Consider the following 18,534-nt stretch of genomic DNA (forward strand, 5'->3'; position numbering starts at 1 on the left):
CATAAGGTTCACCTAAAAACTCTTTATATAACTTCAAAACTTCTTGGTTTTCATGAGACTTTCTTCTTTTCTTATTTCTATCTTCGCTATAAATAGCTTTTTGTCTTTTCTTTATAATTTCCATGTCACCATGATGATAAGGTTGGCCTCCACCACCTATACATCCACCAGGACAAGCCATTATTTCTATAGCATCATATTTAGATTCCCCTTTTTGGATAGATTCAAGCATTGCTCTTGCATTGCCTAAACCATGAGCTATACCTATTTTCAAACTTTTATCTCCAATTTGAACTTCTGCCTCTCTAATTCCATCCATACCTCTTAAAGCTTCAAATTCTACATTCTCTAACTCTTCTCCAGTAAGCCATTCATATGCCGTTCTTGTTGCAGCTTCTATAACTCCTCCTGTAGTTCCAAATATTACAGAAGCACCCGTACTCTCACCTAATAATTTATCAAATTCTTCGTCTTTTAAATTTTTAAAATCTACTCCAGCTTCTTTTAACATCTGTGAATATTCTCTTGTTGTGATTACTAAGTCTACATTGTCATTATCATCTTTTGTAAGTTCTGGTCTTTTTGCTTCAGCTTTTTTTGCAACACATGGCATTACTGAAACTACTACAATATCCTTTGGATCTATACCTATCTTTTGTGCATAATATGTTTTAGCAATTGCTCCAAACATTATGTGAGGAGATTTACAAGTTGAAGGTATATCTAATAAATCTGGAAACTGATGTTCAAAAAATTTTACCCATGCAGGACAACAACTTGTAAGCATTGGTAAAGTACCATCATGCTGTAATCTATGTGCAAGCTCTGATGCTTCTTCCATTATTGTAAGATCAGCACCAAAGTCTGTATCATATACTCCATCAAAGCCAAGTCTTCTAAGTGATGCTGCTAGTTTCCCAGTAACAAGACTTCCAGGCTCCATGTCAAACATCTCACCTATTGCAACTCTTATAGCTGGAGCTACTTGAACAATTACATGCTTTTTAGGATCATTTAATGCTCTCCAAACTTTATCTGTATGATTAAGTTCAGTTAATGCAGCTGTAGGACACACTGCTACACATTGTCCACAATAAGTGCATGATGTATCTTTCATTGGTAGGTTAAAAGCAGGTCCTACAAAAGCATCAAATCCTCTATCTATTCCTGATAATATATTACATGTCTGAACTTCATTACACATAGTCTCACATCTTCTACACATTATACATTTATTTGGATCTTTTACAATTGCATCACTAGACTTATCTGTTTCATAATCTATTTTTTCTCCTTGCCACGGAATATCTCTTATTCCAAGCTCTTTAGCTAAGGATTGAAGATCACAATCTAAATTTTTCGGACAAGTAAAACAATCATTAGGATGATTAGAAAGTAAAAGTTCTACACTCATTCTTCTTCCCATAATTGCACGTAATGTATCACTTTTTATTTTCATTCCATCATACACTTTTGTAGAACAAGCTGGCATTAAATTAGGTCTACCTTCCACTTCTACCATACATACTCTACAAGATGCTCCTTCATTTACTGCTCCAAATCCACCTAAATCTAAATGACATAATGTAGGTATATGAACACTTACTTTTTTAGCAGCTTCTAATATTGTAGTACCTTCTTCAACTTGTAATTCATGTTCATTTATTTTAATATTAAGCATATTATCACTCCTTTATGGCTTTTTAATTGCTTCAAATTTACATGCATTGTAACAAGCTCCACATTTTATACACTTTTGTTGGTCTATTACGTGTACCTTTTTTACTTCTCCATCAATACAATTAACTGGACAAACTCTAGCACATGCTGTACATCCTACACAATTCTCACGTATTATTTCATATTTACTAAGAGCCTTACATTCACCAGTTTCACAATATTTTTCTTCTACATGCTGCTTATATTCATTTTCAAAAAAATCCATAGTACTTAAAACTGGATTAGGAGCTGTTTGACCTAAACCACAAAGTGCTGTATCTTTTATAGTATTTGATAATTGATATAAATTTTCTAAGTCTGTATTTTCTGCTTTTCCATCTGTTATATTTTCTAATATTTCATGCATTCTTTTTGTACCTACTCTACAAGGAGTACATTTACCACAGGACTCTTCCTGAGTAAATTCAAGATAAAATTTAGCTATATTCACCATGCAATTATCTTCATCCATTACAATCATTCCACCAGATCCCATCATAGACCCAATTGCTTTTAATGATTCATAATCTATAGGAGTATCTAAATCTTTTTCAGTAATAACGCCTCCAGATGGACCTCCAGTTTGGACTGCTTTAAACTCTTTCCCATCTATTATTCCTCCACCAATATCATATATTATTTCTCTTAAAGTTGTTCCCATAGGTACTTCTACAAGTCCTACATTATTAACTTTACCAGCTAATGCAAATACTTTTGTACCTTTACTTTTTTCTGTTCCTATAGAATTAAACCAATCTGCTCCATTTAAAAGTATAGGTGGAACATTAGCAAATGTTTCTACATTATTTACACTAGTTGGCTTTTCCTTATATCCAGATTGTGATGGAAATGGAGGTTTTCTAGTTGGCTCTCCTCTTTTACCTTCTACTGAGTGAATAAGTGCTGTCTCTTCCCCACATACAAATGCTCCAGCACCAATTTTTATATCTATATCAAAACAAAAATCAGAATCAAAAATATTTTTTCCTAAAAATCCATATTCACGTGCTTGAGTTATTGCATGATTTAACCTTGATATTGCTAAAGGATATTCTGCTCTAATATATACAAAGCCTTTACTTGCCCCTGTAATATATCCTCCTATTGCCATGGCTTCTATTATACTATGAGGATCTCCTTCTAATATGCTTCTGTCCATAAATGCGCCTGGATCTCCTTCATCAGCATTACATATAATATACTTTTCATCTGAATTTTCTTTTTTAGTCATTTCCCACTTTACTCCTGTAGGAAAACCTCCACCACCACGGCCTCTTAATCCACTTTGCTTTATTATATCTAATAATTGTTCTCTATCAGTTTTTACGGCATTTCCTAAGGCTTCATATCCTCTAAAAGCTATATATTCCTCTATAACTTCAGGATTTATAATTCCACAGTTTCTTAAGGCTATTCTATATTGCTTCTTATAAAATGGCATATCGTGATGTTTATCCATTTTAGTATTTGTTATAGGTTCTTCATATAAAAGTTTTTCTACTCTATTTCCATTTATAATATGCTCATTCACTATAGCTTCTGCATCATCAGGAGAAACCTTAACATAAAAAACATCTTCAGGATAGATTTTAACTATAGGACCTTGTCCACAAAAACCAAAGCATCCAGTTTTTGCAACTTGTACCTTATCATCATATCCTTTTTCTTTTAACACTGAATTTAAACTATCTATAATTTCATCACTCTCTGAAGATACACATCCAGTACCAGCACAAACCATAATATTGCTTTTATAATTACCTGATATTTCTTGCATATTTCTATCATGATCATTTTCACGTCTTAACTCTACTTTGATTTTTGAATCTTTAGATAATTTTTTTAATTGTTCCAATGATTTTACTTGCAATATTATACCCCCTTAAATATATTCATTTAATATATTTTTTATATCATCTTCTTTTACTTTTCCATATACCTTCTCATTTACTGTTATAACTGGTGCAAGTCCACACGCTCCAATACATCTAACTCCTTTTAGAGTAAACTTATTGTCTTTAGTTGTTTCTCCACTTTTAATATTTAATTCGGATTCTAATTTGTTCATTAATTTTTCTGCACCTTTTACATAACAAGCTGTACCCATACACACACTAATAGTATGTTCTCCTTTAGGCTCTGTAGAAAAATATGAATAAAAACTTACTACTCCAAATACTTCTGATGCAGGAATATCTAATTTTCTTGCTATAAACAACTGTACTTCATTAGGTAAATACCCAAAAATAGATTGTGCTTTATGAAGTACTTGTATTAAAGATTCTTTTGGTGCTTCTAAGTTATCAATAAATAATTCTAATTCTTGATACTTTACTTCTGGTAACTTTCTTACATTTTCCATCTTAACACCACCTTAAATAAAAGTATAATTTAATTATTAATCTAAGAAAAGATTTAATGATAAAATATTAACATTCTATATACGTTAATATTTTACCATAAACTTGTCCTTATACCTAGTTCTTTTTATAAAAAAACAATTAAATCTATAAAATAGATTTAATTGTTTGATAAACTTATATAATTATTTTAATAATAAGCCAGGTAATATACTTAATATATATATGCTGTTAATAAGTATAAAATTCTTCACCGCAAAAATAAATGTATTCTTTTTTGTTTGCTCTTTAAAAAATATATCTATATTTTTCTTTATAGGTATCAACGTCAAGAATACTAATATAGTTGTAATAGGTAATATTTTAAATATTATAGAGAATATAATATTTATATAAGCAATATAATATAGATATTTAAACAATTTAAGTGATTTTTTTCTACCTATATATATAGGTAGAGTATATCTTTTATTTTCTATATCGTCTTCTATATCACAAATATTATTTGCAAGCATTATATTAGAAATACACACAACAGTAGGTAATGATATTAAAAATATAATTATCACCTCTAAAATATCAAATTTAACAATTATTTGTGATAAATTAATATTCATATCTATTAAACCTTTATTATATCTATGAATATATATAGATACAAAAGGTATTACAAAACCCATAAAAAAGCCTAAAAACATTTCACCAAGAGGCATCCTAGAAATTGGTACAGGACCAAATGAATATAGTATTCCAACACCAAAAGATATAATTCCTAAAATTAAAAGTATATAATTTGTATTAATAAATAATATTACGCCCATTGTTATAGCTACTAGTAATAATATAAATATGGTAAAAATCACTGTACTTTCTTTGAGATTAAAATTTGTTATGGCATTATGAACTTCATATCCAAAGCCATGTTTTTTTATAGCTTTTTTATAATCAATATAATTATTTATAGCAGTAGTAGCCATATCAAATGTGATTAGAGAAATGTACATAAATAAAAAATTCTTAACATTAAAATTATCATATCTATATAATGTATAAACTGTTCCTAATATAAATGGAATAATACTAGCAACTTTCGTTTGTATTTCTACTAATTTCAAAAAGCTTTTTATTCCCATATAAAAACTCCTTTAATCATTTTATCGATAATATTATAACATATAAATCTTCATATGATTAACACTTTTAAAAATATGGTAAATAATATATATAAGATTTATTAAATTTAATAAGTAGGTGATCTGTTTGACAAAAAATAAAAATGCTCTTGTAGTAGAAGGTGGAGCTATGAGAGGAATATTTGCAGCAGGAGTATTAGATGCATTTTTGAAAGAAAATTTTAACCCTTTTGATATGTGTATTGGTGTATCAGCTGGTGCTACTACATTATCAGGATACCTTTCAAATATGCACGGAAGAAATATGAATATATATACAAAATATTCTACTCGTGAAGAATTTATAAATATTAAAAGATTTCTTCAGGGTGGAGACCTTTTAGACTTAGATTGGTTATGGGATATATCATTGAAAGAAATTGAACTTGATATAGATAAAATAATGGAATACAAAGGTAAATATCTTGTAGGAGTTACCAATATAAATACAGGAAATATAGAGTATATTGAACCTAATAAAAATAATATAAGTAAAGTAGTAAAAGCTTCTAGTGCTATACCTGTAGTATATAGAAGTCCCATTGAAATCAATGGACAAAAATATGCTGATGGTGGTATTTCAGACCCAATACCAGTCAAAGAGGCCTATAAAAGAAATGCCAAAAATATTATAGTAATACGTTCAAGACCTAAAAATTATAGAATGACAGTCAGTAAATCATATTATATAAGCAAATTTATATTGAGAGATTATCCTAATTTAATATACGCTTTAGGAAATAGAGCTAAAAAATATAATGAATCAATAGATTTCATAAGAAAGCCACCAAAGAATATAAATATATTAGAAATTAACCCTCCTTTAGATTTTAAAACCACAAGATTCACTACAGATTTAAATATATTAAACAACGATTATAAAACAGGCTTAAAGAAGGGCAAACAAGCTATTAATCAATGGGATAATATTTATTAAAAATTTAGCTAAATTATTAATAAAATTATTAAATTTAATATATAATATTTTTTATTTAATATATTGTTATTTGACTAAAATTATTATATAATTTTAGAACAAATAAAAAAAATAATTTCGAGGTGAAAAATGAAAAATATTAATTTAAACTTTATTGATAATTTAAACGACATCTTACCATTTAAAGATGCTATTTGGAATCTTTTATTATTATGTGATAAAGATTTTTATCCCTCATTATCTGAAAGGGAAAATAACCCTAATGGACCTTATAAATATTTTAAAAGCTTATTCATAGATGAAGCTAAATTTTTACTAGCATTTGATAATAAAAATCTAGTTGGTTTTTCTATTTTTTATCATAATTATTATGAAGATATCATATCACAATATACACCATGTAATTATATAAAAATTGCATGTGTACACCCTGATTATAGAGGACAAAAAATCGCTTCAAAATTTAATAAATTTATAGAAAATGAATTACCATTTGAACTTTCATTACCTTTTATAGTAAGAAGAACTTGGTCATCTAACTTTCCACAAATGAGTCTTCTTCAAAATTATGGATATACTCTTTTTCATAAATTTGAAAATGACCGTGGTGATGGAATTAATACTGTCTATTTCTCAAAATTTATAGAACCTATAGAGAGAATAAGTTAACCCTGACATATGTCAGGGTTATATTTAAATCATATTTTCCATTATAGCTAAAATACTATTGTCCATATTATGCATTCCATCACTGCTTAATATCCCCAAGTTTTTTATGGTTTTTTCAGCAGAAGCCTCAATTATTCCATTTCTATCAAATGTAATATCTCCATTTATTGCAAGAAGTGCTGACTGTACTGCTACTGAAGCAGAAGTAGATACTTTTAATGCACAACTTGACTTTGCACCATCACAAATCATACCACTTATATTAGCTATCATGTTCTTTATAGCTCCATCAATTTGTTCATAACTTCCACCCATAAGCCATGTTATAGCTGCACTTGCTCCAGTACCAGCTGCTACTGCGCACCCACATAATGCTGATAACCTTCCTATATATGATTTTATATAACAATTTATCACATGACTTATAGCTAATGCTTTAACTAATTTATCATTAGTTTGATGATATTTTTGATTAAATGCTACTATAGGAAGTATTGCTGTCAGACCATTATTCCCACTTCCGTTTGAACTCATCACTGGCAAATCAACTCCACTCATCCTTGCATCAGCACCTGCAGCTGTAATCATCATTGAATTATTTAATAAATCATTTGAAAGTATATTTTTATCTATTAATTTTTTTGTTCTATATCCTACTCCTATTCCAAACTTTTTTTCTAAACCTTTGTCAGCCATTTTTTTATTCATATTCATACCATCTAATAAAAATAATAGATCTTCTGTGCCTATTTTCTCTATTGTTTTTACAATATCCTGTATTGTTTTATTAATTAAAAATGATATTTCAGTATTATCTTTGTTCTCATCATTACTACCTTTATTAAGTATTATCTCATTATTTTTTTCAATATATTTTATATTATTGTGCCTATCTTCTATTATTAAATTTACATTATTATATTTTCCTTCTATATTAACTTCTATATATATTTTTTTATCTGTATCTTTGATATCTAATTTAAAGGGAATGTCTTTTAAAATCTTATGTGCTTTTAATAAAATATTTTCATCTACATCCTCTAATAGTTCAAGACCTTTATTAGCATTACCTATAGATATTCCAAGTGCAGCAGAAATACTAAGTCCTACTTCTTCAGTATTGGGTATACCTACACCAAGACCATTTTTATATATATTGGGACTTACAAAAACTTGTACTTTTCTTATGGATTCATCCTCTAATACTTGTTTTGATTTGGCACATGCAAATGCTACAGCAACAGGTTCAGTACATCCCATTGCAGGAACTACTTCATTTTTTAATATATTTATAATTATATTTTTTAATTCCATCTAATCATCCTATCATTTCATTTACTGTTTATATTTGCAAATTCTATGCCAATAGCTATTTCATAATATCCAACCTAAATCTGTATCATTATGATACTCCAATTGTTTAAAAATAGGTATCAATTTGAGAGAATATCTCAAATTGATACCTATTTAAATATTATATGATTTTATTTTTCTATATATTGTTGCTCTTCCAATACCTAAAACCCTTGCAGATTTTTCTATACCTTTGTTATCCCTACCATATCTATCTAAAGCTTTTTTTATCTCTATTTTTTCTAACTCTTTTATAGTCATTATAGAAGAAGTATTTTCTTTTATATTTTCATATTCTTGTTCTCTTATATTCCTTGGTAAATCTCCTATATTTATTATATCTGTAACACACATATTAACAGCATATTCTATTACATTCTCAAGTTCACGAATATTTCCAGGCCAATGATATTGTCTAAACAATTCAATTACATTATTACTTACTTTATTTATATTTCTATTTAATCTTTTATTGAATTTCTCAAGAAAATTATCTACTAATATAGTTATATCATCTAATCTCTCTCTCAAAGGTGGTATTTTTAAAGGAATTACATTCAATCTATAATATAAATCCTCCCTAAATTCTTTATATTTCACCTTTTGTTCCAATAACTTATTTGTAGCAGCTATAACTCTTACATCTACTGGAATTACACTATTTCCTCCTACTCTTTCAATTACACTTTCTTGTAATACACGAAGTAATTTTGTTTGTAAATGTAATGGCATGTCACCTATTTCATCTAAAAATATAGTTCCTTTATGTGCAAGTTCAAATTTGCCTAATTTTCCACTCTTTTTAGCTCCTGTAAAAGCACCTTCTTCATATCCAAAAAGTTCAGTTTCTATTAAATTTTCAGGAATAGCAGTACAATTTATTGCAATAAATGGCTTATCTGCTCTTTCCGATTCAAAATGGATACTTCTTGCAAAAAGTTCTTTCCCTGTACCACTTTCACCAGTTATTAATACAGTAGAATTACTTTTAGATATTTTTTTTGCATATCTTTTTACATCTTTTATATTTATACTTTCACCAATAATATCACTAAAAAATGTCATTTGAGTAGGACTTGATAAATCATTTACTACTTTTAGTATTTCTTTCATTTTAGTAAATGTAAATATATAACCTGTTACTTCATTCTCTATAATTATAGGTTTTACACTATAAAATGCTCTATAATTTTTATTTTTATATTTATATACAAATTCTTTATTTGATATAGGTGACTTTTTATTTGAAAATTTATTTTTTATTATTTCTTTTATATTCTTTATTTTATTTAATTCAAACATTTCATTTGCTATTATATTACATCTTTTTATTTCTCCATTTTGTCCAGTTGAAATTACTCCTGTATTCATAGAATTTAATAGTATTTCTAACTCACTAGCCATAAGAGTAATTTCTTCTTTTTTTCTATTTTCGTCTAATTTAGATGCAATTAAATCTGCCATATGATTTAAAAACTCTAACAAATTCATCTTATTACTTGATATTATTTCTTTTTGTTCTTTATTAAATGCTATAAGCCCTATAATCCCAATTGTATCTCTATTTATTTTAATAGGACAACATACTTGAGCCCATTCTCTACACACACCTTTATGAGTACAATTCTTACATGCTTCATGTTCTCTAGGATTTTCTATTATAAAGCTTTCATTTTGCTTAAGAGCATAAGCAAAAAGACAATTGTCATTTAGCTTCTCGCCTATATTATCTAAATATTTTCCAGTTCCGGCAATTCTATTTAATTTTTCATCAACTATTGTAACATCTACATTGATTACACTTGCTATAGCATTAGTTATATTTGTAAGAGTATCAGATATTTTATATAAATCATTTTGACTATACATTTTATCAAATCCTTAAAATATTTTTAAAGTTTTTTATCATCTATTTTTTCTAACCATTCTTTTATAGGTTTTGAAATTTCAGATATAGTTCCTTCATTAAATGGATTTTTAAGTCCTGAAAATTCTACTAATTCTAAGAAAGATTTACTTCCTCCCATTTTACATAATTTTATATAGCTTTCTAAAGCTTCTTCTTTATTATCTCTATATTTAACCCAATATTGAAATGCACAAACTTGAGCTAAAGTATAATCTATATAATAGAAAGGATCTGTGAAAATATGACCTTGTCTAAACCAAAATCCTCCTCTTTCTAAGAAATCATTATCTTCATAATTTAAATTAGGAAGATATTTCTTTTCTAACTCTCTCCATTTTCTTTTTCTATCAATTTTTGATACTTCTGGATTTTCAAATACAAAGTGTTGGAATTCATCTACTAATGCTCCATAAGGTAAAAATAAAACTGTTCCACTTAAATGAGAAAATTTATATTTTAAAGTATCTTCTTTAAAAAATAAGTCCATCCATGGCCATGCTAAGAATTCCATACTCATAGAGTGAATCTCACATGCGTCAAGAGTTGGAAAATTATACTCAGGCAATTCAAAATCCCTACTACTATACATTTGAAAAGCATGACCTGCTTCATGAGTTAGAACATCTACATCGTCTGAAGTGCCATTAAAATTTGAGAATATAAATGGTGATTTATAATCATCTATAAATGTACAATATCCACCACCAGCTTTACCTTTTTTAGCTTCTAGATCCATAAGATTTTTTTGCTTCATAAACTTAAAAAATTCACCTGTTTCAGCAGACAATTCATTATACATTTTTTCTGCATTTTGTATCATCCAGTTTTTATCGCCTTTAGGCGTAGCATTTCCAGATAAAAATTCTAAAGGTTCATCATAATATTTAAGATTTTCAATTCCTAATCTTTCTGCTTGCCTTTTTCTTAAAGAGTTTGCAATAGGAACTATTTCTTCTTTAATTTGATCTCTATATTGTTTTACCATATCCTTATTATAATCACTTCTTTTATGTCTATCATATGCAAGTTCTATAAAATTATTATATTCTAATTTTTTTGCTATTTTCTGTCTAACTTTTACCATTTCATCATAAATATCATCAAATTCTTGTTCATTTTCAAAAAAGAAATTATTATAAGCAACTTGGGCTTTTTTTCTTATATTTCTATCTTTTGATTGTAAAAATGGACCCATTTCAGATAAATTTCTTTCTTCTCCTTCAAAATTTATTTTTGAAGAGCCACGTAATTTAGTATATCTACTTACTAATTTATTTTCTTTTTTTAAGTCTTCTATTATATCTTCAGAGAAAGTTTTAATTTTAAGTTCTGCAATTTTAAATATCTGATCTCCCCATTGGTCTTTTAATTCATTTTTAAATTTTGAATTAATAAGTGCTTTATAATAATGTGAAACAAGTCCAGTATAAACAGGAGAATTTTCATCCATAAATTCTTTTTCTTTTTCATAATATTCATCATTTAAATTTATTGTATGACGAATTAAAACTAAGTTTTCCATAGTCTCAAAGTTTTTTCTTAAATTGTTTATATTTTTCATCATTTCATTTTGAATATCTACAGTTTCTGCTTCTTTAAATTTTTCTAAATAATCTATAAATTCTCGTTCTAACTTTTTAATATTTGGTCTTATATATTCATATTCATTAAATTTTTTCAAAAATAATCACTCCTTTTATTTTCTACTTATATCATATCACTATCTATTACTTTTTTTCTACTATAATATAAATATATATGGGTAATAATAAATTGAATATATAGAAAGAAGGGATACAAATGAAAGATGTAAAATTTAAAGCATTTTTTGTGGAAGAAGATGGAGAAAACTTTAAAAGAAGTATAATCTCAAAACAAATAAGTGATTTGCCAGAAGGTGATATTACTATAAATGTAAAATATTCTTCTTTAAATTACAAGGATGCATTGTCATCAATAGGAAATAAAGGAGTAACTAGAAATTATCCTCATACTCCTGGAATTGATGCAGCTGGAATTGTAGTAGAAAGTAATGATAATAATATAAAAGAAGGCGATAAAGTATTAGTCACAGGATATGATTTAGGAATGAATACTGATGGTGGATTTGAAGAATATATTCGTGTTCCTAGTAAGTGGGTAGTTAAACTCCCAGAGAATTTATCATTAAAAGAAAGTATGATATATGGTACAGCAGGTTTTACTGCCGCTATATCTGTATATAAACTTATGAAATTAGGAAGAGTAAAACCTAATGATGGAGAGATATTAGTAACTGGTGCTACTGGTGGAGTTGGTAGTACTGCTATAAAAATATTATCTAAATTAGGATATAATGTAATAGGTGCTACAGGAAAAAAAGAAGAAAAAGATATGATAGTTGATATGGGAGCAAAAGACATCATAGATAGACATGAATTGGAAGATGAAAGTGGAAAACCTCTTTTAAAATCTAGATGGGCTGGAGTGATTGATACAACTGGAGGTAATATGCTTTCAACTGCAATAAAAACTACAAATTATGGTGGTAGTGTAACTACATGCGGAAATGTAGCTGGTCATAAATTTGATGCATCTGTTTATCCATTTATATTAAGAGGAATATCACTGCTTGGAGTTGACTCAGTAAATGTAGATAATGAGCTTAGAAATATATTATGGAGCTTGCTTTCAAATGATTGGAAAATAGATACTTTACATGATAATATAAATGAAATTGGACTTAAAGAATTAAATGAAGAAATTGATAAAATGTTAAATGGAAATCATAAAGGAAGAACTATTGTAAATTTAGAAAAATAAAAAATAATGACATCATATTGATATGATGTCATTATTTTTTATATTAACTTTTATCTTTTATGGCTATAGTAACAGTAACTGCTATGCCACCCCATAATACAATTGCTCCAAATAAGAAAAATGCTATAGAAGTTCCTGTCATTAAATTGCCTCCTCTTCATCTTCAATATTTTTCTCTAATACTCCCTTATGCCATCTTGTACTTTTAGCTATAAATGCAATAACTATAATAGATCCTACAACTCCCCAACCTAATAGTAGAAGTGCAGAAGATGAGTAATCTCCACCACCATAAGGAGATTTTATTTCATTAATTATCTTTGTAATAAGCATTACACCTAGTATTGCAGGTGTTACAAACTTAATCATTACTTCCCACCATTTACCTATACTATAAATAGATACTGAGTTAGTATGCTTTCTTATCTTATCTGCACCAATTATCCAACCTAATATTAATGCTTCGAGTAATCCTACAGTTACTAAACTAAATGAATTAATAAACGCATCAACTATATCTAGTACAAAAACTCCAGCTCCTGTTGCATATATTACACATACTAAATATCCTACTATGGAAGTTATAGTAATTACTTTTTTTCTACTTGCTCCAGATTTATCTATAACTGCACTAGAGAATGCTTCTAATAATGAAATACTTGATGTTAGTCCTGCAAATACTAATGCTAAAAAGAATAATACTCCAAAAACAGCACCAAGTGGTCCCATTAAACTAAAGACTTTTGGAAAAGCTACAAAAGCAAGACCAATACCTTGTGTTGCAACATCTTCAATTGGTATTCCTTGGCTAGTTGCCATAAATCCTAATATCCCAAACACTCCTATAGCTGATAAAAATTCAAATCCACTATTTGAAAATGCAGTTATAAATGCACTATTATTTATATCTGACTTTTTAGGTAAATAAGATGAATATGTTATGAGTATTCCCATAGCTAAACTAAGTGAGAAAAATACTTGCCCATATGCATCTATCCATACATTTAAATCTTTTACTTTTGACCAGTCAGGTGTAAATAGTTTATTTAATCCTAAAGATGCTCCAGGAAGTGTAACTCCTCTAATAACTATAATAATCATAATTCCAAGTAATGTAGGTATGAGTACTTTATTTAATTTCTCTATTCCACCGGAAACTCCTCTATAAGATACAAACCAATTTATAAACCAAATAGCTGTAATTCCTATAAATATTGGCCACCTCATTCCTGATATATCTAAGGGACCAGATGAAGCCTGTAAAAACTCACCAAAGAAAAATGCATTAGTATCAGAACCCCAAGTTTGACCAAATGAGAAAAACAAATAATTAATTGCCCAACTTAATATTGCTGTATAATAAGTAAGTATAATGAAGGATGTAACACTAGGCCACCAACCAAGCCATTCAAACTTCTTATTTCCTCTAGCAAACGATAATGGAGCAGACCCTCTAAACTTATGTCCAAACCCATATTCTAATATAACCAAAGGTATCCCTGCTGTAAATAAAGCTATAAAATAAGGTACTAAAAACGCCCCTCCTCCGTTGGTATATAAGAGATAAGGATACCTCCAAATATTTCCTAAACCAACTGCCGAACCTATAACTGCTAAAATAAAACCTAATTTCGAACCCCATTGTCCTCTGTCATTGTTTTCCAAAAAATATCAACTCCTTGCTTAAAAATTATTATATAAAACCACTATCCCCCTTTCTGTATATTCAGAATATTTTGTATCATTAGTTTAACATATGACAATTATATACGATTTATTTCAATTTAGCAACACTTTAAATTATATTTTTTTACTTTTTGTTAATAATTAAAATCACCTATATTATATAGGTGATTTTAATCGTTATATTTAAGGTTTTATAAGACATTTTTTAGAAAAACCAATTAAATCTTCTCTATTTTCTTTTAAAAGAGCTTCTTTCACAAGTTTATAATTTCTACGGTCACTATATTGAATTAATGCTCTCTGTATAGCTTTTTCATGTGGTGACTTTGCCACATATACTTTTTTCATAGTTCTAGGGTCAAGACCTGTGTAATACATACAAGTAGAAAGAGTAGAAGGGGTTGGATAAAAATCCTGTACTTGTTCTGGTCTGTGTCCTATTTTATTTAAATATTCTGCAAGGGATATAGCATCTTTTAAAGTTGAACCTGGATGAGAACTCATAAGATAAGGAACCACAAATTGTTCTTTTCCTATTTTTTTATTTATATTTTCAAACTTATTTATGAATTTTTCATAAACTTCTTTTTTAGGCTTTCCCATTTTTTCTAATACATTCTCTGAAATATGTTCTGGTGCAACTTTTAATTGACCACTTATATGATGTTTACATAATTCCTTAAAAAAAGTATCATCTTTATCATGTATAAGATAATCATATCTAATTCCTGAACGAATAAATACTTTTTTCACCTTAGGAATATTTCTAAGTTTCCTTAAAAGATGTAAATAATCCTTATGATCTATTTCAAGCTGGGTACAAGGACTAGGAAATAAACATTGTTTTTCTTTACATACTCCATATTTTTCTTGCTTTTTACAAGCTCTTTTCCTAAAATTAGCAGTAGGTCCTCCTACATCGTGAATATATCCTTTGAAGTTTTCATCTTCAACTATTTTTTCTGCTTCATTTAATATAGACTTATGACTTCTTGATTTAACTACCCTTCCTTGATGAAAAGCTAAGGCACAGAAATTACAGTTTCCAAAACAGCCTCTATTACTTATAATACTAAATTTAACCTCATTTATTGCAGGTATCCCACCCTGTTTTTCATATATAGGATGGTAATTTCTAGTATAAGGAAGATTATATATATCATCTAAATCTATATTTTCTATAGGTTCTTGAGGTGGATTTTGTACAATATAGTAATTATCTTCATAAGATTCTATTAGTGGTTTGCCTTGTATACTATCCATATTTTTATATTGAATCATAAAACTTTCTGCATATTTTTTCTTATTATTAGTTATTTCACTATATGAAGGCAAGAAAATAGGCTCATAAGCCCTATCCTTATCTTTTGTCTTATATACTGTACCTTTTATATATGTTATTTCTTCTATAGGTATACCACTTTCCAAGGATTCAGCTATCTCTACTATTTGCTTTTCTCCCATGCCATATACTATTAAGTCTGCTCTTGAATCTATTATTATACTTCTTCTAATACTATTATCCCAATAATCATAGTGAGCAAATCTTCTAAGACTTGCCTCTATTCCTCCAAGTATAATAGGCACATCCTTGTATGCTTCTTTGATTTTATTACTATACACTATAGAAGCTCTATCAGGCCTATAATCTGCATTACCTCCAGGTGAATATAAGTCATTTCTTCTTTTCATTTTTGCTACTGTATAATGATTTACCATAGAATCAATATTTCCACTTGTTACAAGAAATGCTAATCGAGGCTTACCTAATTTTTTGAAGTCTTTTAAACTCTTCCAATTAGGTTGAGCTATTATTCCAACTTTATATCCATATCTTTCTAGTACCCTTCCAATTATTGCAGCTCCAAATGATGGGTGATCTACATATGCATCTCCTGATACAATTATAAAGTCTAATATATCCCATCCTCTATCTTTCATATCTTTTTGTGATATTGGTAAAAATTCCATTTATATTCATCCTTTGTATTATAATATAGTTATTATATACATTATAATACTTTTAATCAACAAAAAACCGCCTTAAATAAGGCGGTTTTAAAATTTATGCATTTAAACCTGGTAAATTTAATAAGTTCCATGGTTTATTATAATGTGGTTGGAAAAAGAAATCAGTATATGCAAGTTCATCTAAAGTCATTTTATTTTGTATAACTACTGACATAGTATTCATATACTGTGTTAAATCTGCATCTGATATAATTTGTGCACCTAATATTCTTCTTGTACCTTTTTCATATACTACCTTTAATGTAGCTTCTTCATGTGTCGGCATAAATTCAGGTCTATATTTATCCTTTACTGTAACAGTATCAAAATCTAAACCAGCTTGTTTTGCTGCTTCTTCTGTAAGCCCTGAAGAAGAAATATTATGATTATATATCTTTATACCAGAAGTTCCTTGAGTACCCATATATCTAGCTTTATTTTCTAAGAGATTTTTAGATGCTATAGTTCCCATTCTTACTGCATTTGTAGCTAATGGTATGTATCTATGCTCTCCTGTTGGGTTATAAATTATTGCTGAATTGTCTCCTGCTGCAAATACGTCTTCTTTACTTGTTCTCATATATTCATCTACTTTTATTGCACCATTACCTAACATTTCTACTTGATCCTTAAGTAAAGAAGTATTTGGTTTGAAACCAATACATAATATAACTAAATCTATATCATACTCACCCTTATCAGTTATAACCTTTGATACTTTACCATCATTTCCTTCAAATTTTGTAACTTTTTCACCTAACGCAAGTTTTATTCCTTTTTCTCTAAAAGTATTTTCAGCTATATCAGTATATTCTTTATCTAAATATTTACTTAGTATTCTATCAGCCATATCTATAAGAGTAACATTTTTATCATTTAAATTAAATGCTTCCGCAAGCTCTACACCAATATATCCTGCACCTATTACTGCTATATTCTTTGCATTTTTAGCTCTCTCTATAATAGTATTTGAGTGATTATAATTCTTAGATAATAATATGTTATCCAAGTCTATACCTTCAAAAGGAGGTACTATTGGCCATGAGCCTGTTGTAACTATTAATTTATCATAAAGCTCTTCAAATTCTTCTCCTGATTTCATATCTCTAACTTTTATTTTCTTTTTGTCAGTATCTACATCTAATACATCATGCTGCATCTTGGTATTAACTCCAAGTTTAGCAAGTTCCTTTGGTGATGAATAAAATAATCCTTCTGGATCCTCTATAAATCCACCTACATATAATGCTATACCACAAGAAAGAAAAGAAATATTATCATTTCTTTCGTAAACTGTAATTTCTGCATCAGGATACATCTTAGCAGCATTTACTGTTGCCGCTGTTCCCGCATGTGTACATCCTATAACTACTATTTTCATAAAACACACTCCTTGATTGTTAAATTTAAAATTATTTTATTTGCTGCTATATTAATAGTACCCACAATTTTTAAAAATAAACTTTAATTGATAATTATTTTCAATAAAACATGAAAATTTAATAATAATATGAAAATTAGTATTACTCAAATGGTCATAGAAACTGAATTACGTTTAATTTTACTATTTATTGTTATATTAACATAATCATAGTTTGAATTAATTTTTATTTAATACACATAATAATATGGCAGCAAAAATTTAAAAGGAGTGAAAACTTTGAAAAATAAAATGGGAAATAATCAAGGTAAAAATGCTAGACAAAGAGTTCAAGGAGTTACAGGTCAGCTTCAATCTTCAGTAAATGAGTTAAATCAAGCTCTTTCTTCTGTTGAAAAACCAGAAAATAAGCAAAAAATCCAAAATACTCTTAACTCAGTAAATAGTGCATTACAATCTGCTAATGATACATTATCAAATTATAAAGAATAATATATTTATTTTAAAAGGAGCTTAGGCTCCTTTTTTTAATTCTA

At 28.1% G+C, this 18,534-nt stretch carries 14 protein-coding genes and 1 pseudogene; 4 read left to right on the forward strand and 11 right to left on the reverse strand.

What is annotated here, in order from left to right:
- The 4 genes from E0D94_RS00005 to menA all read right to left on the reverse strand — a co-directional run.
- The coding region (locus tag E0D94_RS00005; protein ID WP_130805275.1) for an NADH-dependent [FeFe] hydrogenase, group A6 at positions 1-1,681 on the reverse strand (1,681 nt) is incomplete at its 3' end.
- Positions 1,682-1,693: 12 nt separating this feature from the next.
- Positions 1,694-3,592 carry an NADH-ubiquinone oxidoreductase-F iron-sulfur binding region domain-containing protein gene (locus E0D94_RS00010; RefSeq protein ID WP_423213398.1) on the reverse strand — a complete coding sequence of 633 codons (1,899 nt, stop codon included), beginning with the start codon at positions 3,590-3,592 and terminating at the stop codon, positions 1,694-1,696.
- Between the two features lie 9 nt (positions 3,593-3,601).
- Entirely contained in the window at positions 3,602-4,081 is a 480-nt protein-coding gene (gene nuoE, locus E0D94_RS00015) for an NADH-quinone oxidoreductase subunit NuoE (protein ID WP_130805276.1), read from the reverse strand.
- A 183-nt stretch (positions 4,082-4,264) separates the two neighbouring features.
- Positions 4,265-5,212 carry a 1,4-dihydroxy-2-naphthoate polyprenyltransferase gene (gene menA / locus E0D94_RS00020; protein ID WP_130805277.1) on the reverse strand — a complete coding sequence of 316 codons (948 nt, stop codon included), beginning with the start codon at positions 5,210-5,212 and terminating at the stop codon, positions 4,265-4,267.
- 127 nt (positions 5,213-5,339) lie between these two features.
- Here menA and E0D94_RS00025 point away from each other — a divergent pair, with 127 nt between their 5' ends.
- Together E0D94_RS00025 and E0D94_RS00030 are read left to right on the forward strand one after the other, a co-directional pair.
- A complete protein-coding gene (locus E0D94_RS00025; RefSeq protein ID WP_207289569.1) occupies positions 5,340-6,188 on the forward strand; it encodes a patatin-like phospholipase family protein in 849 nt (282 codons plus the stop codon).
- Positions 6,189-6,317: 129 nt separating this feature from the next.
- Entirely contained in the window at positions 6,318-6,857 is a 540-nt protein-coding gene (locus tag E0D94_RS00030; protein WP_130805278.1) for a GNAT family N-acetyltransferase, read from the forward strand.
- A 24-nt stretch (positions 6,858-6,881) separates the two neighbouring features.
- Here the strand turns inward: E0D94_RS00030 and E0D94_RS00035 are convergent, their stop codons facing one another.
- The 3 genes from E0D94_RS00035 to E0D94_RS00045 all read right to left on the reverse strand — a co-directional run bounded on the left by E0D94_RS00035 (position 6,882) and on the right by E0D94_RS00045 (position 11,800).
- A complete protein-coding gene (locus E0D94_RS00035; protein ID WP_130805279.1) occupies positions 6,882-8,171 on the reverse strand; it encodes an L-cysteine desulfidase family protein in 1,290 nt (429 codons plus the stop codon).
- Between the two features lie 153 nt (positions 8,172-8,324).
- Positions 8,325-10,079, reverse strand: a complete 1,755-nt coding sequence (locus tag E0D94_RS00040; RefSeq protein WP_130805280.1) for a sigma-54-dependent Fis family transcriptional regulator — start codon at positions 10,077-10,079, stop codon at positions 8,325-8,327.
- Between the two features lie 23 nt (positions 10,080-10,102).
- Positions 10,103-11,800, reverse strand: a complete 1,698-nt coding sequence (locus E0D94_RS00045; RefSeq protein WP_130805281.1) for a M3 family oligoendopeptidase — start codon at positions 11,798-11,800, stop codon at positions 10,103-10,105.
- 119 nt (positions 11,801-11,919) lie between these two features.
- Here E0D94_RS00045 and E0D94_RS00050 point away from each other — a divergent pair, with 119 nt between their 5' ends.
- Positions 11,920-12,921, forward strand: a complete 1,002-nt coding sequence (locus tag E0D94_RS00050; RefSeq protein WP_130805282.1) for a YhdH/YhfP family quinone oxidoreductase — start codon at positions 11,920-11,922, stop codon at positions 12,919-12,921.
- 43 nt (positions 12,922-12,964) lie between these two features.
- Here the strand turns inward: E0D94_RS00050 and E0D94_RS00055 are convergent, their stop codons facing one another.
- From E0D94_RS00055 to E0D94_RS00070, 4 genes and pseudogenes are all read right to left on the reverse strand, one after another.
- Entirely contained in the window at positions 12,965-13,063 is a 99-nt protein-coding gene (locus E0D94_RS00055; protein WP_130805283.1) for a MetS family NSS transporter small subunit, read from the reverse strand.
- Positions 13,063-14,586 (reverse strand): sodium-dependent transporter, encoded by a 1,524-nt coding sequence (locus E0D94_RS00060; RefSeq protein ID WP_130805284.1) that lies wholly within the window; start codon positions 14,584-14,586, stop codon positions 13,063-13,065. The genes E0D94_RS00055 and E0D94_RS00060 overlap by 1 nt, the downstream gene beginning before the upstream one ends.
- 213 nt (positions 14,587-14,799) lie before the next feature.
- Positions 14,800-16,578: pseudogene (locus E0D94_RS00065) on the reverse strand (YgiQ family radical SAM protein); the annotation flags it as partial.
- Between the two features lie 94 nt (positions 16,579-16,672).
- Complete coding sequence (locus E0D94_RS00070; RefSeq protein ID WP_130805286.1) at positions 16,673-17,998, reverse strand: FAD-dependent oxidoreductase; 1,326 nt, start codon at positions 17,996-17,998, stop codon at positions 16,673-16,675.
- A 279-nt stretch (positions 17,999-18,277) separates the two neighbouring features.
- Between E0D94_RS00070 and E0D94_RS00075 the strand changes: the two genes are divergently transcribed.
- A complete protein-coding gene (locus tag E0D94_RS00075) occupies positions 18,278-18,490 on the forward strand; it encodes an EscE/YscE/SsaE family type III secretion system needle protein co-chaperone (RefSeq protein ID WP_242620444.1) in 213 nt (70 codons plus the stop codon).
- Positions 18,491-18,534 lie beyond the last annotated feature (44 nt).

The sequence above is a fragment of the Senegalia massiliensis genome, from assembly GCF_900626135.1.
In the GTDB taxonomy this organism is placed as follows: Bacteria; Bacillota; Clostridia; order Tissierellales; family SIT17; genus Anaeromonas; species Anaeromonas massiliensis.